General features: G+C 66.2%; 18 protein-coding genes. 6 read left to right on the forward strand and 12 right to left on the reverse strand.

Annotated elements, in window-relative coordinates:
• Position 1: 1 nt before the first annotated feature.
• From ACOZ4I_RS04310 to ACOZ4I_RS04320, 3 genes are read right to left on the reverse strand one after another with little or no spacing between them, the layout of a single operon-like run.
• A complete protein-coding gene (locus ACOZ4I_RS04310) occupies positions 2-1,153 on the reverse strand; it encodes a branched-chain amino acid ABC transporter permease (protein ID WP_424003386.1) in 1,152 nt (383 codons plus the stop codon).
• Positions 1,150-2,091 (reverse strand): branched-chain amino acid ABC transporter permease, encoded by a 942-nt coding sequence (locus tag ACOZ4I_RS04315; protein ID WP_424003388.1) that lies wholly within the window; start codon positions 2,089-2,091, stop codon positions 1,150-1,152. Before ACOZ4I_RS04315 ends, ACOZ4I_RS04310 begins: the two co-directional genes overlap by 4 nt.
• A 9-nt stretch (positions 2,092-2,100) precedes the next feature.
• A complete protein-coding gene (locus tag ACOZ4I_RS04320; protein WP_424003390.1) occupies positions 2,101-3,459 on the reverse strand; it encodes an ABC transporter substrate-binding protein in 1,359 nt (452 codons plus the stop codon).
• Positions 3,460-3,689: 230 nt separating this feature from the next.
• Between ACOZ4I_RS04320 and ACOZ4I_RS04325 the strand changes: the two genes are divergently transcribed.
• Both ACOZ4I_RS04325 and ACOZ4I_RS04330 read left to right on the forward strand, forming a co-directional pair.
• Entirely contained in the window at positions 3,690-4,559 is an 870-nt protein-coding gene (locus ACOZ4I_RS04325) for an SDR family oxidoreductase (protein ID WP_424003392.1), read from the forward strand.
• 70 nt (positions 4,560-4,629) lie between these two features.
• On the forward strand, positions 4,630-6,699 hold the full coding sequence (locus tag ACOZ4I_RS04330; RefSeq protein ID WP_424003394.1) for an AMP-binding protein: 2,070 nt from the start codon (positions 4,630-4,632) through the stop codon (positions 6,697-6,699).
• Between the two features lie 84 nt (positions 6,700-6,783).
• Here ACOZ4I_RS04330 and ACOZ4I_RS04335 read toward each other — a convergent pair whose 3' ends face one another.
• From ACOZ4I_RS04335 to ACOZ4I_RS04350, 4 genes are all read right to left on the reverse strand, one after another.
• On the reverse strand, positions 6,784-7,974 hold the full coding sequence (locus tag ACOZ4I_RS04335; protein ID WP_424003396.1) for an MFS transporter: 1,191 nt from the start codon (positions 7,972-7,974) through the stop codon (positions 6,784-6,786).
• A 668-nt stretch (positions 7,975-8,642) separates the two neighbouring features.
• A complete protein-coding gene (locus tag ACOZ4I_RS04340) occupies positions 8,643-9,620 on the reverse strand; it encodes a phosphoadenosine phosphosulfate reductase family protein (protein WP_424003398.1) in 978 nt (325 codons plus the stop codon).
• 98 nt (positions 9,621-9,718) lie between these two features.
• Positions 9,719-10,372, reverse strand: a complete 654-nt coding sequence (locus tag ACOZ4I_RS04345) for a potassium channel family protein (protein ID WP_424003400.1) — start codon at positions 10,370-10,372, stop codon at positions 9,719-9,721.
• Positions 10,373-10,374: 2 nt separating this feature from the next.
• A complete protein-coding gene (locus ACOZ4I_RS04350; protein WP_424003402.1) occupies positions 10,375-11,829 on the reverse strand; it encodes an APC family permease in 1,455 nt (484 codons plus the stop codon).
• 208 nt (positions 11,830-12,037) lie between these two features.
• On the opposite strand from ACOZ4I_RS04350, the gene ACOZ4I_RS04355 reads away from it, so the two are divergent.
• Complete coding sequence (locus ACOZ4I_RS04355; protein ID WP_424003404.1) at positions 12,038-12,676, forward strand: stage II sporulation protein M; 639 nt, start codon at positions 12,038-12,040, stop codon at positions 12,674-12,676.
• A 15-nt stretch (positions 12,677-12,691) separates the two neighbouring features.
• On the opposite strand, the gene ACOZ4I_RS04360 is transcribed toward ACOZ4I_RS04355, so the two are convergent.
• The 3 genes from ACOZ4I_RS04360 to ACOZ4I_RS04370 all read right to left on the reverse strand — a co-directional run bounded on the left by ACOZ4I_RS04360 (position 12,692) and on the right by ACOZ4I_RS04370 (position 14,804).
• Positions 12,692-13,522, reverse strand: a complete 831-nt coding sequence (locus ACOZ4I_RS04360; protein WP_424003406.1) for a DUF502 domain-containing protein — start codon at positions 13,520-13,522, stop codon at positions 12,692-12,694.
• A gap of 143 nt (positions 13,523-13,665) precedes the next feature.
• The gene (locus tag ACOZ4I_RS04365; protein WP_162411925.1) at positions 13,666-14,268 is read right to left on the reverse strand and encodes a DUF7110 family protein; all 603 of its coding nucleotides are present in this window, start codon (positions 14,266-14,268) and stop codon (positions 13,666-13,668) included.
• A 203-nt stretch (positions 14,269-14,471) separates the two neighbouring features.
• Positions 14,472-14,804, reverse strand: coding sequence for a 2Fe-2S iron-sulfur cluster-binding protein (locus ACOZ4I_RS04370; RefSeq protein WP_424003408.1), 333 nt, complete (start codon positions 14,802-14,804; stop codon positions 14,472-14,474).
• 102 nt (positions 14,805-14,906) lie between these two features.
• Here ACOZ4I_RS04370 and ACOZ4I_RS04375 point away from each other — a divergent pair, with 102 nt between their 5' ends.
• Together ACOZ4I_RS04375 and ACOZ4I_RS04380 are read left to right on the forward strand one after the other, a co-directional pair.
• The gene (locus ACOZ4I_RS04375) at positions 14,907-16,316 is read left to right on the forward strand and encodes a geranylgeranyl reductase family protein (RefSeq protein WP_424003410.1); all 1,410 of its coding nucleotides are present in this window, start codon (positions 14,907-14,909) and stop codon (positions 16,314-16,316) included.
• Between the two features lie 286 nt (positions 16,317-16,602).
• On the forward strand, positions 16,603-16,998 hold the full coding sequence (locus ACOZ4I_RS04380) for a type IV pilin (RefSeq protein ID WP_424004779.1): 396 nt from the start codon (positions 16,603-16,605) through the stop codon (positions 16,996-16,998).
• Positions 16,999-17,004: 6 nt separating this feature from the next.
• Here ACOZ4I_RS04380 and ACOZ4I_RS04385 read toward each other — a convergent pair whose 3' ends face one another.
• Positions 17,005-18,276, reverse strand: coding sequence for an amidohydrolase (locus ACOZ4I_RS04385; protein ID WP_424003412.1), 1,272 nt, complete (start codon positions 18,274-18,276; stop codon positions 17,005-17,007).
• A 58-nt stretch (positions 18,277-18,334) separates the two neighbouring features.
• Positions 18,335-18,667 (reverse strand): uS10/mL48 family ribosomal protein, encoded by a 333-nt coding sequence (locus ACOZ4I_RS04390; protein WP_424003414.1) that lies wholly within the window; start codon positions 18,665-18,667, stop codon positions 18,335-18,337.
• A 94-nt stretch (positions 18,668-18,761) separates the two neighbouring features.
• On the opposite strand from ACOZ4I_RS04390, the gene ACOZ4I_RS04395 reads away from it, so the two are divergent.
• On the forward strand, positions 18,762-19,193 hold the full coding sequence (locus tag ACOZ4I_RS04395) for a bis(5'-nucleosyl)-tetraphosphatase (protein ID WP_174242916.1): 432 nt from the start codon (positions 18,762-18,764) through the stop codon (positions 19,191-19,193).
• Positions 19,194-19,255: the final 62 nt, after the last annotated feature.

Consider the following 19,255-nt stretch of genomic DNA (forward strand, 5'->3'; position numbering starts at 1 on the left):
GTCAGTCGACCCCGAAGAGGATGATTCGCAGACTCGACACCGATTCGGCAGCCTTTCTCTCCGTCGTCCGTACCGCGGACCGGGCCCAGTCGGCGACGGCCGATGGCTCCCGACGGAGCTGTCCCAGCCGGGTGCTGACGACGCCGCCCGACCTGAGCGACCCGACGATGCCGCGGGGGAACCCGTAGACGAGGACGAGGAGGACCACACCGGTCAGGAACTCGTAGTACTCGGTCACGTCCTGGCCCACGTCCTGGAGGAAGATCAGGACGACACCGCCGATGAGCGGCCCGACCAGCGTCCGGAAACCGCCCAGAATCGCCATGAACAGGATGTCACCGGACCGGAGGAAGAACAGCGTCCCCTCCGGGCGGACGTACTGGCGGACGACGGCGTACAGGCCGCCCGCGACGCCGCCGTAGACCCCGGAGATGACGAACGCCGCCCAGACGTACCGGCGGACCGGCAGGCCGATGAACCGCGCCCGCGTCCGCTCCTGCCCGATGGCGTCGAGCGCGTTTCGGAACGGCGACTGGGTGATGCGGTACATCACGAACAGTCCGACGAGGATGACGACCACGGTCAGGTAGTACGTCAGTATCTGGTACACCGCCGGCTCGAAGGTCGTGCCGAGCAGGAGCGGCTGGTTCGCCGGGCCCGGGCGAATCGGCATCCCGTCGCTGCCGCCCAGCGCGCTCTGGCCGAGCGCGATGGCGTACAGCAGTTGGCCGAACGCGAGCGTCAGCAGGGCGAAGTACAGGCCGGTGTGGCGAAGCGACAGCGCGCCGATGAGCGCCGCCATCACCGTCGCGGCCGCGATGGCACCGAGCAACAGCAGGCCGACGCTCTGGAGGCCCGCGTACTTCGCGAGCACCGCCGTCGCGTACGCGCCGGTCCCGAAGAACGCCGCGTGACCGAACGACGTGAGCTTCGTGTGTCGCAGGAGCAGGTTCAGGCCGACCGCCGCGAAGCCGAACAGTAGCCCCTGGTGGATGACGCTGAGTTGCAGGCTGTCGGAGAGCCTCGTCACGTCGGGGATCGCGAACAGCGCGACGACGCCGAGCGCCAGCGCGACTGCCTCCCGGCGCGTCACTTCGACGCCGAGGAACCGGTAGCGGGTCTCGCCGTCAGTCTCGACGCGCTCGGGCCTCACGCCGTCTCACCCCACGTGCCGAACAGGCCTTCGGGCTTGACGAGCAGGATGAGCGCCATGATGGCGAAGGGGGCCGCGATCTCGCCGGGCGGGTACAGCGTGATCATCCACGACCGGATGACGCCGACGAGCAGCGCACCGACGAACGCCCCGCGGAGGCTCCCGAGGCCGCCGATGACGATGACGACGAACGAGAGGACGAGCGGGTTGGTCCCCATGCCGAGCGTGGCCGCCGTCGGCGGGACGGCCATCGCGCCGGCGAACCCAGCGAGGAAGGCCCCGAGCGCGAACACGAGCGTGAACACGCGGTCGGTGCTGACCCCGATGGCCGTCGCCATCTCGCGGTCGATGGCCGTTGCCCGGACGATCCGCCCGGTCTTCGTGCGGTCGAAGAACCAGAACAGGCCGGCGACGACGGCGATCCCGACGAGGATGACGAAGACGTTGTACGTCGGGTAGTTCAACCCGACCAGTTCGCTCGTCGGAATCGAGTTGATCGCGCCGTAGACGACGTCCGTCCGCAGGGAGGTGTTCCCCCAGACGAACTTCTTCACGTCGAGCAGGATCAACAGCAACGCGAAGGTCAACACCAGCTGGTACACCTGGTCGCGGTCGTAGATCGCCCTGAGGAACAGCGCCTCGAACACCGTCCCAACGGGCAACAGGAGGGCCGCGGTCAGCAGGACCGACGCGAGGACCGCCAGCACGAACACGACGCCGCCGAGGACGCCGCTGGGCGGGCCGACGACGCCGATGACGAACCCGAACACGCCGATTCCGGCGTACGCGCCGATGGAGAACAGTTCCCCGTGGGCGAGATTCAGCACGTCGAGGATGCCGAGGATGACGGTCAGCCCCGAGGCGATCATGAACAGGATGAACCCGAACTGGACGCCGTTGAGCGTCTGGACCAGCGCGGTCTCAAGTGTGCCTGCCATTGGTGGGGTTCAGCTGCTCCAGCTGTCGAGCCACGCGCTCCCGGCGACGCCGGGCGGGGGCGCGGTCTCCGCCGCCGAGTAGATGTTCACGTCGTCGAGTCTGGCCGCGCCGAGGTCGTCGTCGTACACCATCGCCCCCGCGAAGGAGTTCGACGACCCCTGGTGGTCCTCGGCCATGTTGTGGTAGCCCGCCGGCGTGAAGAAGCCGTGGCCCTCCAGCATCTGCGCGATCTGTCCCTGGCTGGGGTAGGTGCCGAGGAGGTCGATGGCCTTCTCCACGGCGGTCGCCCAGGCCGTCACGGCGCCGTAGCCGCTCATGTAGTGAGCCGTGGGGACGGTCACGCCGTCCTGCGCGGTCGCGGCGTCGAACAGTTCGCGGCCGGGCTGCCAGTTCCCCAGGGCCGGGTGACCCCAGTAGTAGTTGCGTGACCCGGAGTAGATGTCCGTGCCGGCCAGCGCGTCGGCGGGCACGTCACCGGCGGCGCTGTACAGCGTCGTCCCGAAGACGGTCGTGTTGTCGAACATGTCGTTGGCGCTGGCCTGGCGGACGAACGTGGTCACGTCACCGCCCCACAGGCTGGAGAAGGTCACGTCCGGCTGCTCGCTGTTGATCGAGGTGATGTGGTTCGACATGTCGCTGGCCCCGAGTTCGGGGAATCCCTCGTAGACGACTTCGGCGTCGGTGAGCTTCGTGATGGCCTGGGTGAACACGCGCATCTCGTCCTCGCCGAAGGAGTAGCCGGGATTGACGCCGGCCACCGTCTCGATCTCGTCCGCGCCGATGCGCTCGACGGCCTCCCGTGCCATCGTCACCACCTCCATGATGTCGTAGTTCTGGAAGCGAAACGAGTACGTCGGGTCGGGGACCGTCTCCTCGTACAGCGTCGTCACCGTTCCGTCCGTCCCGACGTTGACCACCTCGTTCTTCTCGACTTCCGGCGCGATCTGGCTGTGCGTACCACTGGAGATGGGGCCGAAGGTGACCTCCTTGCCCTCCTCGATGAACTGGTTGTAGCTGTCGAGCGGGTTCGACCCCTCGTCGACCACGTCGAGTTCGATCTGGCGTTGCCCGCCGATCCCGCCGGCCTCGTTGATCCGCTGGACGGCCAGTTCGGCCCCGCGCTGGGCCTGGATGCCGAGGACGCCCGGCGCGCCCTTCGTGAACGTCAACAGTCCGGCCTGGATGGGCTCCTGGGGAATCGATCCACCGGAGTCACCGCCGTCGCCGCTCTGCTGGCCGCCGCTGTCGCTCAACAGCGTCGAACAGCCCGCGAGGGCCGCGGCGACCGCCGAACCGCCGATCGCCGAGAGCAGTCGCCGTCTGCCGATACCACCAGTGTCGCGCTCCGTGGGCTCCGTTCCGTGCATAGCTGTCTCCTCCCGTCGCTCGGACGCTCCGCGTCGCGGTGTGCGTCACTGTGACAGGGATGTGTGAATCTACCGCCCAATCCGGGGAATAACGGGAGGTTTACACGTAAACCAGCCACGAGCCGATTGTTCTCCTCGTCCGCCCATGCGCGCGGAGGCCGACCCATGCCCGCGTTGGTATACATGTCAACCCGACGCTATTCGGGTGTGTGTCCACAACGTGGTACCGAATGGCATCCAGTAGCTCCCACGAACGGCTCGAAGTGCCGCCCATCGACGAGGAGTCGATCCTGTTCGTCGAGGACGACCACTACGCGACAGACACCGTCTGCCTCGTCACCGGCGGCGGGTCGGGAATCGGCCGGGCGACGGCGCTCGCGATGGCGGCAAACGGCGTGACGGCGGTGGCCACGGACATCGACGAGGACGGACTGACCGAGGTCGAGGACAGGGCGGCCGACCTCGGTCTCGACGGCGCGGTCGAGACGGTGGCCGGCGACCTCGCGAGCGACGCGGCCCTCGACGACATCGTCGAGGTCGCGGCCTCTCACGGAACGATCCGCTATCTCGCCAATATCGCCGGCCTCCAGCACATCGACGCCATCGAGGACTTCCCGATGGAGACGTACGACAAGATGCACGACGTGATGCTTCGCGCCCCGCTCGCCCTCTCGAAGCGGGTCATCCCGCACATCCGCGGGACCGAGGACGGCGTCGGCGTGATCGGAAACATGGCGTCGGTCCACGGCCACTACGTCACTTCCGACAAGGTCGCGTACAACGTCTCGAAGTTCGGCCTGCGCGGCCTGACGCAGTCCATCGCCGCCGAGGGCGGGGACGGCCTCCGGTCCTTTTCGATCAGCACCGGCTACGTCAAGACGCCCCTGGTCGTCGACCAGATCCCGGACACTGCGGACCAGCGCGGCATCAGCGTCGATGAGGTCATCGACGACGTGATGCTCGGGCAGTCCCGCGTCACGGAGATGATGGATCCGATCGACGTGGCGAACCTCTTCGTCCTCGGGTTCTCCCGGCACGCCCGTCACCTCAACGGCGGCGACCTCCTGTTCGACGGCGGAATGACAAAGACCTACGCGTGAGAAGAACACACATGGACAACGCTGACAGACGCGGCCGTCCGGCCGCGACCGGTCACGGGGAGGGACTGCCATGAGCGACCACGAGTACGCCGACACCGTCGTCCACGAACCGACGCGGGAGTTCGTCGAGTCCACCAACGTCTGGGCGTTCATGCAGGAGTACGACATCGACGACTACGAGGAACTGATCGAGCGGACGACGACGGACGTGCCGGGCCAGCCTGCCTCCGGGATCGAGTGGTTCTGGGACCTGCTGCCGGAGTACCTCGGCATCGAGTTCTTCGAGTCGTACGACCGGGTGCGAGACGACGGCGGGGCGCACAGCGCCCAGGACAACACAGGCGGTGAAACCGCGAGCCGCGGCGGCCCACAGTTCACCGACTGGTACCCCGGCGGGACAATCAACGCGGCCCACAACGTCCTCGACCGCCACGCGCGCCGCGACAGCGGGACCCGGAACACGGTCGCGCTCATCTGGGAGGGCGAACCCGGCGACGTACGCGAGATCACGTATCACGACCTCGACCGACAGGCCAGTCGGGTCGCGAACTATCTCGAATCGATCGGCGTCGACACCGGCGACACGGTCGGCCTGTACATGCCGATGGTCCCCGAGGTGGCGTCGATTCTGTACGGCTGTCTCAAGGTCGGCGCGATCGCGGTTCCGATATTCTCCGGGTTCGGCGTCGACGCGACGGCGACGCGCATCGCCGACGCCGAGTGCTCCGTGCTGTTCACCGGCGACGGCTTCTACCGGCGCGGGTCCGGCGTCCACCTCAAGGGCACCGCTGACGAGGCCATCAAGCAGGCCGGGGACGAGCTCGGTGCGGTCCCGGTCGAACACACCGTCGTCTACGACCGCCTCGGACTGGCCGACGACCCCGAGGAGTCCATCCGCTGGACGCGCCGCGACGACTGGTGGGCCGAGACCGTCGGCGCGGCCGACGACGAGTACACCGCGAAGGAACTCCCGAGCGACCAGGAGTCCATGCTGCTCTACTCCTCGGGGACGACGGGGAAACCGAAGGGAATCGTCCATACCCACGCCGGGGCGCTGTTGCAGGCGGCCAAGGAGATTCACTTCGGGTTCGATCACAGGCCCGGCGACCGCTTCTTTTGGGTGAGCGACATCGGCTGGATGATGGGCCCGTGGACCCTGCTCGGGAACCACGCCTTCGGCGGCACGGTGTTCATGTACGAGGGCGCGCCGGATTACCCCGAACCGGACCGCTTCTGGTCGATGATCGACCGCCACGATATCACGACCTTCGGCGTCTCACCGACCGCGATCCGGGCGCTCCGCAAGCAGGGCGACGAGTGGCTGGAGGGCCACGACCTCTCCAGTCTCCGCCTGCTCGGGTCGACCGGAGAGCCGTGGGACCCCGAGAGCTGGCTGTGGTTCTACGAGCACGTGGGTAACGAGCGCTGTCCCATCATCAACATCTCCGGTGGGACCGAGATCATGGGTTGCTTCCTCATGCCGATGCCGATCCAGTCGCTCAAGCCCTGCACGCTCGGCGGTCCGGGCCTCGGGATGGCCGTCGACATCGTCGACGCCGATGGGACCTCTGTCGCCGATGCCCACGAGCGGGGCTACCTCGTCGCGCGCGATTCCTGCCCGTCGATGACGAAGTCGCTGTGGAGCGGCGACGAGCGCTATCTGGCGGAGTACTGGTCGACCTGGGAGGACGTGTGGGACCACGGCGACTGGGCCCAGAAGGACGAAGACGGCCTGTGGTTCCTCCACGGGCGGGCCGACGACGTGCTCAACGTCGCCGGGCGGAAGGTCGGTCCCGCGGAGGTCGAGGGGGCGGCGATGGAACACGCCGCGGTCAATCAGGCCGCCGCCGTCGGCGTCCCGGACGATACCACCGGGACCGCCGTCGTCCTCTACGTCGTCCTCGAACCCGGCTACGACGCCTCCGACGACCTCCGGGAGTCCGTTCGGGCGGCCGTCGGCGAGGAACTCGGAAAGCCGTTCCGGCCCCGGGAGGTGCTGTTCGTCGACGAGTTCCCCAAGACGCAATCAGGGAAGATCATCCGCCGAGCCATCGAGGCCGTCTACCGGGACGAGGATCTGGGCGACATGTCCAGCATCGAGAACCCCGAGGCACTGGAGACGGTCCGGGAGGCCCGGTGAGCGGGCGACTTGCCGTGACTGCGTACTGCAACGACCGTCTCGACTGCGGACGACTGCTCTGGGGCTGACGGACGGCGGCCCGTCTCAGCCCTCGACGGCCTCTTCGGTCGGCGCGTCGAGACCGAGCAGGCGCGGGAGCGCGAGAACGGCGATGGCGACCTCCGTCCCGCCGGCGACGAGGAACGCGGCGAGATAGCCGAACGCGCCAGCGACGCTCCCGCCGACGAGGATGCCGGCGAGGAAGCCGACGCTGCCGAAGACGTTGAATCCGGCCATCGCGGTGCCGCGCTCGGTCGAGGCCGCGAGGTCGGAGACGAGCGCCATCGTCGCCGGGGCCATCAGCGCCCCGATGACCCCGGTCGCGACCATGCCCGCGCCGGCCGTCGTCACCGTTGGGGCCAGTCCGACGGCGATGACGACGAGGCCGTACAGCAACGATCCGACGACGATGGGGACCGTCCGACCGATCCGGTCCGAGAGCGTCCCGAAGGGGTACTGCAGGAGCGCGAAGGGCGCGAAGAACAGCGCCAGCATGATCCCCGTCTCGCCCGGCCCGAGATCGAACGCCTCCCGGAAGTACAGCGTGCCGACGAGCGCGAAGAAACCGGCGGTCATCCGGTCGACGAACCCGAAGGCGTAGGGAATCGATAGCGTCGGCGTCCGCCTGAGGCCGGTGAGAGCGGCCGCGAGCGTTCGCCCGTCGCTGTCGGGGGCGCGGTCCTCGACGACCACCGCGAGGCCGGCCACTGCGAACAGGAGCGCGCTCGCGGCGTACAGCGGCAGCGGCGTCGCGACTTCGTACAACTGGCCGCCGAGCGGCGCGCCGAGGGCCGTCCCCGAACCGATGGCGATGCCCGCCGCGCCCATGTTCTTGCCGTGGCCGCCGCCGAGGTCCATCAACATCGTCATCGAGAGCGAGAACGCGGCGATGGTGGCCGCGCCCTGGAGCGTCCGGACGGCGAGCACCACGAGAAACGGCGTCTGGCCGTCCACGGCGAACCACCCGAGGACGGCGTAGAGAATCGCTCCGCCCGCAGCGCCGACGGCGATGAACGGCGTCCGCCGCCCGCTCACGTCGCTGAGCGCGCCCCAGACGCCGGCGAAAGCGACGAACGCGCCGAATTCGGCGGCGAGGAACCACATGCTCGCGTTCAGGTCGCCCGACGCGCCCAGTGCCGTGACGAGGCGGTCGACGCCGGGATAGAGGAGGACCTGGGCGAGCAGGACGGCGAAGACGACGCCAGCGAGCAGCCCCCGGTCACGGCTGTCCGACATGCGAGGGCCTACGACGAGACGGCGAAAATAGGTGGCGAAGGCGGGCGGACGAGAATCTCCGGGGGAGTACCCCGCCGCTCACGTGGGCCCGCTCACTCGGCGCTGTGTGGCGGGACGAACCCGCAGTTCGAACAGCCGTTGTGCTTCGTCGTTACGTAGCTCAGTTCTTCGCCGCATTTCGGACACTTGTACTGGGTCGCGTTCATACCAGCGCGTACAGTTCGACAATACCTAAATGTTTATACGACAATCGTCTATCTCTGCCTACTGGGGCAGAAGGAGGCTTCTATATCCAATATCGTCGAAAATTTCGTGTGAAAACAACACCCCGCCTGACAACCCAGTCCGAGACGAGGCGAGTCGAATTCACTAGGTACAGTCGAATTCGGACGGGCGGGTGAGTGTCACACTCATCCGGTTTTCACAGCGACAATCCGACACATTCGGAACTCTGAGTGCCTGAAAGACGGCTTTGTGGAATATCGAGACGTGCGACGAAATCGAAACGGCGGAGCAATTCGCCCATCGACTCGTGTCGAACTAATAATACATTATCATATATTACAAATATGGTGGGCGGACCCCGCTCTCGTCAGCGGGTGTCTGGGAAGCGTGCTCGGTAGACGGGTCGAAGAGAGAGAAACCGAATCGCGGTCAGTCGCCGGCCGTTACATGTAGCCGAGGTCGCGCAGGCGCTCCATCAGGTCCTCCTTGTCCTGGGCTCGGCCGGCGCGCTCGGTCGTGTTCTCCATGTCCTGGAGCCACGCAGGCTCCTCGGCGGACTTGTCGGTGCTGACCTCGCTGCCGAGCGAGCGGAACCCGGCGAAGTACTTCGGCGAGACCGGCACGTCCTCCTTCTCGATGCCCTCGGGCAGGTCGTCCTGGCCCTGCGGGACGTAGCCTTCCTCGGGGTAGCCCTCGACGGTGTCCGGGACGACGAAGTTCCAGAAGGCCTCCCACACGTCGGCCTCGGCGAACTGGAGGATCGTCTGGATGCGGTCGTGGGGCGGATAGATGTCGGGGTCGTGACGCGGCGAGAAGAACGTCTCGTCGGCGCGGGACTCCTGTTCGTCCCAGCGGATGCCCGAGATGATGCCGTCGACGTCGTACTCCTCGATGGCGTCGTTGAGCGCCACCGTCTTCAGCAGGTGGTTGCCGACGTACGTGTCGAGCAGGAACGGGAACGTGTCCTCCTCGTACTCGAGGATGTTGCGGACGTGGTGCTGATTGTGCTCGGAGAGCTCCTCGATCGGGATGTCGTCGCCCGGTTCGAGGCCGTTCTCGTCGACGTACTCGCCGACGTCCTCGTTGCGCGCCCAGATCACGTCGAGGTCCCACTCCTCGGCCCAGTGCTCGACGAAGTCGATGAGTTCGTCGAAGTGCTGGTAGTGGTCGATGAACACGACCGGGGGGACTTCGAGGTCGAAGCGGTCGGCGACCTCCTTGACGAAGTACAGCGTCAGCGTCGAGTCCTTCCCGCCGGTCCACATGACCACGGGGTTCTCGTACTCTTCGAGGCCGGTCTTCGTGACCTCGATGGCCTTCTCGATCTTGTGGTTGATCGTCGGGTACTCGGCGGGCTCTTCGCCCTCGCCGTCGGTGTAGTCGACGTCCAGATAGTCCGGGAACTCGGCTGATTCGGACATAGTGTAATGAGATATAATTACAGCCACTAAGTATTTTTTGGATATTCGACAGGTGTGTGAGCGGCTGTCAAATACTGGGCGCTGACAGGAGTCGCCGCTCAGCCCCGCAGGAGGTTCAGCACTTCGTCGACCACGTCCGGCTCGACGGCGACGATGTAGCGTCTCCCAGCCTCTAGCGTGGTGTCCGGGCGTGCGATTCGGTCGCCGTCCTCACCCGAGATAACCAGCGTGCCCGCGGGAAAGCGTACGTCCGAGAGCTGCTTGTCGGCGGCCGGCGCACCCTCCTCCACGCGGATGTCCATGATGTCGAGCGTGCTGGTCACGTCCGCGAGCGTCTGCACGTCGCTTCCGACGATTTCGTTGGCCGCCTGCCGCGCGCCGGCCCGTTCGGGGTAGAGGACGGCGTCGACGAACCGGGCGTAGGACTCGGCCGACGCCCTGTCGATCCGGGCCACGGTTCGAACGCCCGGCGCGAGTTCCTTTGCGGCCATGCAGATCGCGAGATTCAACCCGGTGTCACCGGTGAGCGCAGCGATCACGTCGGCGTTTTCGATGTCCGCCTGTTCGAGGATGTTCGGATCCGTCGCGTCCCCGGTGATGACCGTCGCCATCCACTTCTCGGCGATGTCGTCGACCGTGTCCACGTCCCGTTCGATGATCGTTACGTCGTTGCCGCGGTCGGCGAGCAGTTCGGCCGTCTGGGAGCCGACGCGCCCGCCGCCCGCGATGACGATGTCGAGTTTCTGTGTCATTGTCAGTCGTCCTCGGTAATTAGTTCCGCCTCGTCGCTCGGTTTGATCTCGGTGCTCGGTTCCGATCGAACGGCCGCTAGCCCGTAGTACGCGACCACGCCGAGGAGGATCCAGCCGACGCTGAGCACCAGCGCGACCGGGTCGGTACGGACCAGATAGACCACCAGCACGGCGGTCAAGACGAGATTCAGCAGAATCCCCAGCAGCGGGGGGATCGGGTAGTACGGCAGTTCGTACGGTCGGTTCATGTCCGGCCGCTCCCGTCGGAGTTTGATGACGGCCCCGTTGACGACGACGAAGGAGAGCAAGAAGAACAGGCTCGACATGTTGCCGGCGCTCTTCGTCGGCAGGACCACCGAGCCGAGCATCACGACGGCGCTCGCGACGATGGCGACGAACGGGGTCCCGAAGCGGTGGTGCAACTGACCGAACGTCGGGAGCAACTGCCCCTCTCGCCCCATCGAGAACGCCACCCGGGAGGAGGCGATGACCACGGCGTTCAGCGCGGTCAGCGTGGAGAAGACGGCCCCGAAGACGATGACCGCGCCGCCGTTCTTGATGACCGGCAGGCCCGTCGGCATAAACTCCGTGGCTGCGCGTGCGATGCCGGCCTCACCGGCCTCGGCTAGCCCCTGGGCCCCGAGTGTGCCGATTGCGACCGTGACGACCGCCACGTAGACGAGCACGGTCGCGCCGAGGCTGACGAAGATAGCCTTCGGGATGTTCTCGCGGGGGTTCTTCACCTCCTCGGTGACCGTCGTGATGAGGTCGTACCCCTCGAAGGCGATGAACGTCAGCCCCATCGCGGGCAGGATCGCGAACGCGCCCGATTCGGCGGGAAACAGTGGCTGGAACTCGGCGGTGGAGAACATCGGCGACACCGCCCCGAAGGCGACGAACACCAGGAGGATCGTGACCTTCGTCGCCGTGAATATCGTCTCGATGCTCCCGCTCGCCGCCGTCGAGACCGCGTTGACGGCGACGAACAGCGCCACGGCGGCGAACGCGAGCGCCAGTCCCGCCGGGACGGCGGCATCGACGACCGGGAGCGCGACTGCGCCGACCTGGTCGGGCGGCGCGACGACTCCGTAGACGTGCAACAGTTCGAGGAAGTTCGGCGCGAACCCGAGCGCGTACAGCGCGCCGGCGATCATGTACGCGAACCAGAGCATCCAGCCCATCAGGAACGACTGGAAGTCGTCGAACACCTCGCGGACGAACGCGTACCCGCCGCCGCTCTTTGGGATCGCGCTCGCCAGTTCGGCGTACGAGAGGCCGGTGAAGGCGGTGACGACGCCGTTGAGGACGAACACGAGGAGCGCGGCCGGACCGGCGATCTCCGCCGCGAGCCCAGTCAGGACGAAGATGCCCGCACCGATCATCGCGCCCATCCCGATCATCGTCGCGTCGAGCAGTCCGAGTTCGGCCTGGGGAGACCGTTCGTCGTGGCTACTCATCCGTCGATAGCTCCCCGATTTCGGACGCTACCGATCGGTCGACGGCACGGGCCTTCGATACCCATACACCGTCCGTCCACGCAACGCGCCGTGTTAACTACTGGTGGCCGTCGTCACTCGTCGGGAGCGCGCGTCACCATTTATCATCGGCGTGCGCGAGCGTCCAGGGCCATCGATCCTTTTTGCCGTCGCCCGTCAAGTGACGGCCATGGTCCCTCGCCCGCCCCCGGCGGCGCACCTCTATCGCCGTTGGATCGCTCGGTACGTCCCCGTCGCTGCGCTGCTCTTGCTCGCCAGCGGACTGGTCGGTTTCGTGCTCGGGAGCCAGGTCCCCGCGTCGTGGCTCGAAGCGCCCGGGACGGCCGGCCAGAGCGCGTTCACACCGCCAGAACTCACCACGGTCTCGCTCGCCGTCCACAACCTCGGCGCATTGTTCGTCATGTTTCTCGGGGCCGTCTCGCTCGGGACCGCGACCGTGCTGTCGCTGGTCCTGAACGGTCTCGTCATCGGGGCCGTCATCGCCATCGCGCTCAAACAGGTCTCGCCGGTCGTCGTCGCCGCCCTCATCGTCCCACACGGCCTCGTCGAGATTCCGGCGCTGCTCCTCGTCGCCGCTGTCGGCCTCCGTTTCGGCTGGCTGTCGATCCAGTACCTCCGCGGGCGCACGGACGCCTTCGTCACAACCCGGGATCTCCGCGAAGCCGGTTGGCTCCTCGCGCTCGCGGTCGTCCTCATCGTCGTCGCCGCGTTCGTCGAGGCGAACCTCACGCTCGAAATCGCCGACCGGTTCACCGACGCCGATCTCTCCGGCCTCGCCGCGAACAGCGCGGTCGTCTCACTCGCGTAGCGACCGCTCTCTCGATCAGTTCTTGGTGCCGTCCCCGTCGGCAGACGTCATCGGGCCGACGTTCGGCATCCCCTGAATGTCGGTCAGCGACAGGGGTTTCGGGCCACTCGTTCCGTCTCCCGACGCGACGCCGCTGGTCAGGATGCTCTGGACGGCATCTTCGACGGTCATGTCGACGTCGTAGAGGTTCGATTCGGGGATGTAGGTGAGAAAGCCGCCGGTGACGGGGTTCGGCGCGAGCGGGAGGAACATGGCGACCATGTCGTCGTGATCGACGCCCGCTTCGACCGTCTGGAGCGACCTGTTGGTCTGGAAGCCGAGCACGTACACGTCGTCGCCGAAGCACTCGACCAGTTTCACGTCCTGGAAGTTCTCGTCCCCGCCGTTGCCGACCATCACGTCGCTCATCCGGCGGACGCTCTGGTACACCGTCCCCACGGCCGGAATCCGGGCGACCACGAAGTCGAAAAGATCCACGAGCGACTCGCCGTAGCGGTGGCTCCCGACGCTCCCGACGACGAGCACGACGGCGAGCAACACCAGGACGGCGATGAGTTCGGTGAGAAACTCCACGATGTGCGAGTACACGCCGAGGTCGATCAGCAAGCCGACCAGGTGAACGCTCTCGACGGCCTCGATGACGCCCAGCCAGCGCAACACCTGGATTACCGGGACGAGCGCATCGACCACGAAATCCAGGACCACGGAGAGGACGTAGATCGTGACGACGACGGGGACAGTGATCGCGACACCGGTCAGTATCGTCTCGCGGAGGTGAGCGTACACACGATTGTCTGCGCTTGCGGCTGACACCGTCGTCTCCGTGGAACTCTCGTCACCTGTCATGGAGTGAGTCTGCGACCGTCTGTTCACGGGAGACGCCCATTAGTAGCCTGCCTGCAACCGCCAGTTAGGACCCTGATAAGCGAGCGGGAATCACAGCCGCGGCTCAGCGTGCACGGACGGCAGAGAGAAGCAGGCTCGGGGAGTTACGAGATGAACTCGTTGTCGCGCCAGTTGACGCCCTCTTCGTCTTCGCTCTCGCGCGGTTCCTCTGCGACGTTGATCGCGGCGGGTCGCTCCTCGCCGTCGACGATGCGGACGGCCTCGAGTTCTTCGTCGACTGCAGCGATCGCGGTCAGTGTACCCTTCTCCGCTACCTTGGCGACCTCACAGAGGACCTCGAACATCGCGTACTGGAGCGCGGTGTTCTGGAGGACTGTCTCGCGGTCGCCCTTGAAACAGGCGTACTCGACGAGTTCGGACTCGATCTCCTCTTCTTCCTCTTCGAGCGCACCCCACTGCGGCCCGCCGCCGGTACTTCCGGTACTCGCCGCACCCGGCGGCCCCATCTCGTCGGGGTCTTCCTCGTAAACCCGGTTCTCCGTGACGCTGGCTTTCAGCTGCGCCGTCGGCGTGTACTTGCTCATCGAGTCGTCTTTCGCGACGGCGCTGACGATGAGCGTGTTGTTTCGGCGCGTGATGTCGATGTCAGCGATCTCGGGTGGTAGGTCGGGATCTTCGAAGAAATCGTAGGCGTCTTCCAGTGGCAGTTCGAGTGTCGAATGAAGTCTGTATACGCGGCTGGTCATGGTTGGGGGAAGCGTGTATCAGTCGTCGAAGGCCGTCCGCTGACGCTGTAGTCGTTTCCCTATAGGAGCCACTTGCTTATATGATCTGTCCTTCACTCGCGACAACGACCTGACCCTTTGAGCGCGATTCTGCGGGCGAGCATCGGCCGATTACACGGTCACTAACCCCTCAGACGTCGTCACAGGATCGAAGTAGGAGCGGATTAATCGTCGGCGGGGGTCGGATCGCCGTCCTCCACCGCGAGGTCGCTTTCGATGCTCGGGGGGTACTTTCCGCGATCGAGTTTCAGGTCCGACTGCGGACGCGCCATGCACGTCAGCGCGTAATTCTCTCGCTCCGTCTCGGTGAGTCCGCGCGCGGCCGGCTGCGTGACCGCTCCGTCGACGATCTCCGCCGAGCAGGCGAGACACATCCCGACGCGACAGGAGTACTCCTGGGCGATGCCCTCCTCGATGCAGCGCGAGAGGATCGTCTCCGTGTCCGAGACCGTGATCTCCTCGCCGGTCCCGACGAACGTCACCGTGTACTCGGTCATGCCCCGCTGTTTGATACCCCCCGGCAAAACTCTTACCACCGCCGTCCAGCGGTCAGACGCCCAGTCGGAATAATTTTCTCTCTCCGGCATGGACGAGAGTGCATGACCACGAACACGGGCGACAGCGCCGGCGGCGGCCCGCGGACCGTCACCGCAGACATCGTCGTCGTCGGGGCCGGAACGTCCGGCTGTTACGCCGCTGCGACGGTCGCGGATGCGGGCTACGACGCCGTCGTCGTCGAACGCAAGGACGAGACGGAGGCCGGCCACATCGCCTGCGGGGACGCGCTGAAGGGGGCCAGCGACTTCCCCGAGGCCATCCCGAAGTCCCGCCTCGAACCGGCCTTTACCAACACCGGCGTCGACCACGGCCGGTTCGAGATCCCCCAGGAGGACACGGTTCTCGAAATCCCGGTCCCGGGCGAACTCGCCGTCATCGACCGCTGGGAGTACGGCCGCTGTCTCATCGAGGGCGCGAACGACAGCGGGGCGACGTTCCACTACGACACCGTCGTTCAGGACGTTTTGCAGGACGAGACCGGCCGTGTCACCGGCGTGAAGGCGATGCGGAAGGGCGATCCGGTCACCTACGAGGCGGACATCGTCATCGACGGCGCGGGCGCGCTGTCGATCCTCCAGGACAAGACCGACCTCGAAGACGCCACCTTCGACACCAACGTCCAGTACTCGCAGTTCTGCTCGGCGTACCGGGAGATCATCGAGGTCGACGAACCGGTCGAGTGGGACGACGCGCTCGTGTTCAAACCGACCGAGCGGTCGGCGGGCTACCTCTGGTACTTCCCGCGCACGGACACGGAGATCAACGCCGGTCTGGGCTTCCAGATGAACGAGGAGCCGATGGAACTGGTCGACGACCTCAAGCGAGACCTCGAAGACCGCAGCGAGTTCGAGGGCGCGACGGTCAAAGACAAACTCGGCGCGGCGCTGCCGACGCGTCGCCCCTACGACTCTGCGGTCGCCCCCGGATTCATGGCGGTCGGCGACGCCGCCGGCCACGTCAATCCGACCACGGGCGGCGGCATCGCCGGTGCGGCCTACGCTGGAAAGTACGCGGCCGAACAGGCCATCGAGGCCATCGAGTCCGGCCGAACGGACGACGAGGCTGCGCTCTGGGAGTACAACGAGCGGGTGATGGACCACTTCGGCGCGCGCTACGCCGCGCTCGACGTGTACAACATCTTCACCACCGCCTACGACGTGGACGACCTGATGGCGCTGCTGGCCTCGCTTCCCGGCGAGAAACTCGCCGAAGCGCTGTACGGCGGGTCCACGAGCATCGGCCTCGGCCTGAAGATCAAGACCGCGATCAAGAGCTTCGGCCACTGGGGGACGATCTACGACCTCTATCAGACGAAGTCCCTCGCAGACCGTCTGCTCGCGCACTACGAGGACTACCCCGCGGACCCGAGCGGGTTCGAGGCCTGGCAGCGCGAGCGCAACGACATCATGGACGACATCTACGAACTCACCGGCGCGGACCCGAAGTACTGACCGCCGTTCTCGGAACGAACAGTTCGTTTTCGACCACCGTCCGAATTCCTAGCACCTTTTACCGCCTGGTACGTAGCAGAAAACAATAAACGGTCATGTCTGAATAAAAAGTTTTATCTCATACAAACATGATATGCAAATGAAGTCACTCGGCGTCGGTCGGCTGGGGGGTCGCCGACGGACGGGACGGCGCGCAGACCGTCTCCCGAGTGAGGGGACTATCATGTCAATACACACGTTCCGAACAGACGACAGCGCAGTATCGCCAGTCGTGGGGGTCATCCTGATGGTCGCGGTCACCGTGCTACTTGCGGCCACAGCAGCGACGTTCTTCCTCGACCTCGGATCATCGGGTGCCATGAACGAACAGACGCCACAGGCAGCGTTCACGTTCGACTACGAGGCGGGAAGCCCTGACAGCTTGACAATCGAACACCGGAGCGGCGACTCGATCCGGACCGGGTCGCTGTACGTCACCGTCAGCGGGGCCTCGACAGACAACGGACAGCACGCGTTCACGAGTCTCACCGGTGCGCCCGCTGCGGGATCGAAGATCACGGCCGGGACACGCGCGACGTTCTCGGCTGCCTCGCTCGACCTGTCCGACGCGACCGTCACCGTAAACTGGCGTTCGCCGAACAACGAGCGTTCGATTCAGCTCGCGACGTGGAACGCGCCGTAACCGGCGTCACCGACCCAGTTCTGTCACTGCTTCGCTGACGACGTCGACGCCGATTGCCAGCGACCGCTCGTCCACGTCGAAGGTCGGAGTGTGGTGGCCGCCGGGGTGGTCGGTCCCGACGCCGACGAACGTCGCCCTCCCGCCGTGCTTCTGGACGCGGTCCATCAGGTACGTCGCGTCTTCGCTCCCACCGAGGTCGGCGGTTCGAAGCCGACTGGTGACGCCGGAGACGGTCCCGGCCGCGTCGTAGACGACGTCGGCGAGCGACGCGTCGCTCTCGGCGCTCGGCGCTTCCGCGGTCGTCTCGACGGTCGCTTCGCAGTCGTGCATGGTCGCCGCGGACTTGACGACGGTGTCCGCGCGTTCGCTCATGTACTCCTTGAGTTCGGTCGTCTCACCGCGTACTTCACCTTCGATAGTCGCGCGTTCCGGCACGATGTTGGTCGCCGTCCCGCCCGAGACGACGCCCGCGTTGACCCGGGTCGCGCCGTCGCCGTGGCGGCGGATCGCGTGGAGGTTCTGGACCGCGGTGGCGAGCGCCTGGACGGCGTCCCGGCCCTGGGCGGGATGGCCGCCGGCGTGGGCTGATTCACCGGTGAACGTCGCCTCGAACTGCCGGACGGCGAGGAAGCCACCGACGCCGGCGACGATTTCGCCCGTCGGGTGGTCGAGACCGATGTGGATGGCCAGGAGGTGGTCGACGTCGTCGAGGTGGCCGCTCTCGGCGACGGCCTTCCCGCCGCCGATGACCTCCTCCGCCGGCTGGAACACCACCTTGAACGTTCCGCGGAAGTCACTGTCGGCGATTGCCTCTAGCACGCCCAGGCCGATGGTCGCGTGCGCGTCGTGCCCGCAGGCGTGCATGAACCCCTCGTTGCTCGACCGGAATCCCTCGTCGGCTGGGACGTGCGCCGCCGACTCGGACTCGGTGATCGGGAGGGCGTCGATGTCCACCCGGAGCGCGACGGTCGGTCCCTCGCCTCGTTCGAGCACCGCCAGCGCGCCCGTGAAACCGCCTTCCGTAGCGTCCAGCACGTCATCGCGAGCGCCAGCGTCGCGGGCCGCCTCCCGCCACGTCGTCAGCTCCGACTCGTCGGGGACGGCCATGCGCGCGTCGGCGTCGAGCGCCTCGCGACCGAGGTGCAACTCGTCGACGCCGATGCGTTCCAGTTCGTCGACGATGCGGCTCGTCGTGTAGAACTCCCGCCAGGCGGGTTCGGGGTACCGATGCAGTGCTCGCCGGAGCGACGTGAGGTGCGACAGTGTGTCCTCGTCCATATCGGGGAGAGGAACGCCAGTAACTTATAAGAAAACTGGGGACGCCGGGCGGGTCGCGTCAGGACCCGCTGCCGACCTGTGTCCGCTGTTCGACGTCGGCCTCGACGTGGATCGAGTCAGGGTACGTCCGCTGGGTGACGGTCCGGGCGAACTCCTCGTAGCCGACGATCTCGACGGTGCGAGTGTACACCGAGTAGTTCCAGGACTCGAACCGGCCGCCGCTCGGGCCCAGCGACTTCGACTGGGGAATGCGCAGTTCCCGCGGCTGTTTGGGATGTGGGCCCTTCAGTTCGACGCCCTTCTGTTCGGCCATCTGTTTGATCTCCGCGACCACGTCGTCGAGTCGGTGTCGGTCCCCGCTCGTGAGCGTGAGTGTCGTGACGAACGGCATCTGTGGACGGAACTCCTCGGCGAGGGGTAAAAGGTCATCTGTTCGCGCCGCGTCTCCGATATTCTCTTAAGTACTGGTGTAGTAATTTCGGCTAATGATAGAGGCCACGAGCGCGGGAGCCATCCTCTTTCGCGATACGCGTGGCCGGCGGGAGTACCTCCTGCTCAAGAGCCGACCCGGCGATTGGGAGTTCCCCAAGGGCGGCGTCGAGGGCGAAGAGGAACTGCAGCAGACCGCCATCCGCGAAGTGAAAGAGGAGGCCGGAATCGGCGATTTCCGGCTCTTAGACGGGTTCCGCGAAGACTACGACTACGTGTTCGAAGCGAACGGGAACACCATCCACAAGACGGTCCACCTGTTCGTCGCGAAGTCGTTCGAAGCGTCAGCCGAACTGTCCACCGAACACCGCGACCTGCAGTGGCGCGACTACGAACAGGCCATCAACACGGTCACGCAGGATGGCCCCCGCGAGATCCTCGAAGAGGCACACGAGTTCCTCGACGAGCGCGACGAAGACGAGGAGTAGGGGTATCGCAGCGGTCGCCGATCCCCTGCAGGAGACAGCGATAGCTCTACCCGCTGTCGCTC

The organism is Haloarcula salina (genome assembly GCF_049603855.1).
GTDB classification, from domain to species: domain Archaea; phylum Halobacteriota; class Halobacteria; order Halobacteriales; family Haloarculaceae; genus Haloarcula; species Haloarcula salina_A.

Excerpts from the sequence above, each read along its gene's own strand:
- ACOZ4I_RS04360 (WP_424003406.1), bottom strand. The coding sequence starts at position 13,522 with ATGACAGGTGACGAGAGTTCCACGGAGACGACGGTGTCAGCCGCAAGC.
- ACOZ4I_RS04315 (WP_424003388.1), bottom strand. The coding sequence starts at position 2,091 with ATGGCAGGCACACTTGAGACCGCGCTGGTCCAGACGCTCAACGGCGTC.
- ACOZ4I_RS04320 (WP_424003390.1), bottom strand. The coding sequence starts at position 3,459 with ATGCACGGAACGGAGCCCACGGAGCGCGACACTGGTGGTATCGGCAGA.
- ACOZ4I_RS04395 (WP_174242916.1), top strand. The coding sequence starts at position 18,762 with ATGATAGAGGCCACGAGCGCGGGAGCCATCCTCTTTCGCGATACGCGT.
- ACOZ4I_RS04380 (WP_424004779.1), top strand. The coding sequence starts at position 16,603 with ATGGTCGCGGTCACCGTGCTACTTGCGGCCACAGCAGCGACGTTCTTC.
- ACOZ4I_RS04375 (WP_424003410.1), top strand. The coding sequence starts at position 14,907 with ATGACCACGAACACGGGCGACAGCGCCGGCGGCGGCCCGCGGACCGTC.
- ACOZ4I_RS04335 (WP_424003396.1), bottom strand. The coding sequence starts at position 7,974 with ATGTCGGACAGCCGTGACCGGGGGCTGCTCGCTGGCGTCGTCTTCGCC.
- ACOZ4I_RS04385 (WP_424003412.1), bottom strand. The coding sequence starts at position 18,276 with ATGGACGAGGACACACTGTCGCACCTCACGTCGCTCCGGCGAGCACTG.
- ACOZ4I_RS04330 (WP_424003394.1), top strand. The coding sequence starts at position 4,630 with ATGAGCGACCACGAGTACGCCGACACCGTCGTCCACGAACCGACGCGG.
- ACOZ4I_RS04390 (WP_424003414.1), bottom strand. The coding sequence starts at position 18,667 with ATGCCGTTCGTCACGACACTCACGCTCACGAGCGGGGACCGACACCGA.
- ACOZ4I_RS04350 (WP_424003402.1), bottom strand. The coding sequence starts at position 11,829 with ATGAGTAGCCACGACGAACGGTCTCCCCAGGCCGAACTCGGACTGCTC.
- ACOZ4I_RS04340 (WP_424003398.1), bottom strand. The coding sequence starts at position 9,620 with ATGTCCGAATCAGCCGAGTTCCCGGACTATCTGGACGTCGACTACACC.
- ACOZ4I_RS04325 (WP_424003392.1), top strand. The coding sequence starts at position 3,690 with ATGGCATCCAGTAGCTCCCACGAACGGCTCGAAGTGCCGCCCATCGAC.
- ACOZ4I_RS04365 (WP_162411925.1), bottom strand. The coding sequence starts at position 14,268 with ATGACCAGCCGCGTATACAGACTTCATTCGACACTCGAACTGCCACTG.
- ACOZ4I_RS04355 (WP_424003404.1), top strand. The coding sequence starts at position 12,038 with ATGGTCCCTCGCCCGCCCCCGGCGGCGCACCTCTATCGCCGTTGGATC.
- ACOZ4I_RS04345 (WP_424003400.1), bottom strand. The coding sequence starts at position 10,372 with ATGACACAGAAACTCGACATCGTCATCGCGGGCGGCGGGCGCGTCGGC.
- ACOZ4I_RS04370 (WP_424003408.1), bottom strand. The coding sequence starts at position 14,804 with ATGACCGAGTACACGGTGACGTTCGTCGGGACCGGCGAGGAGATCACG.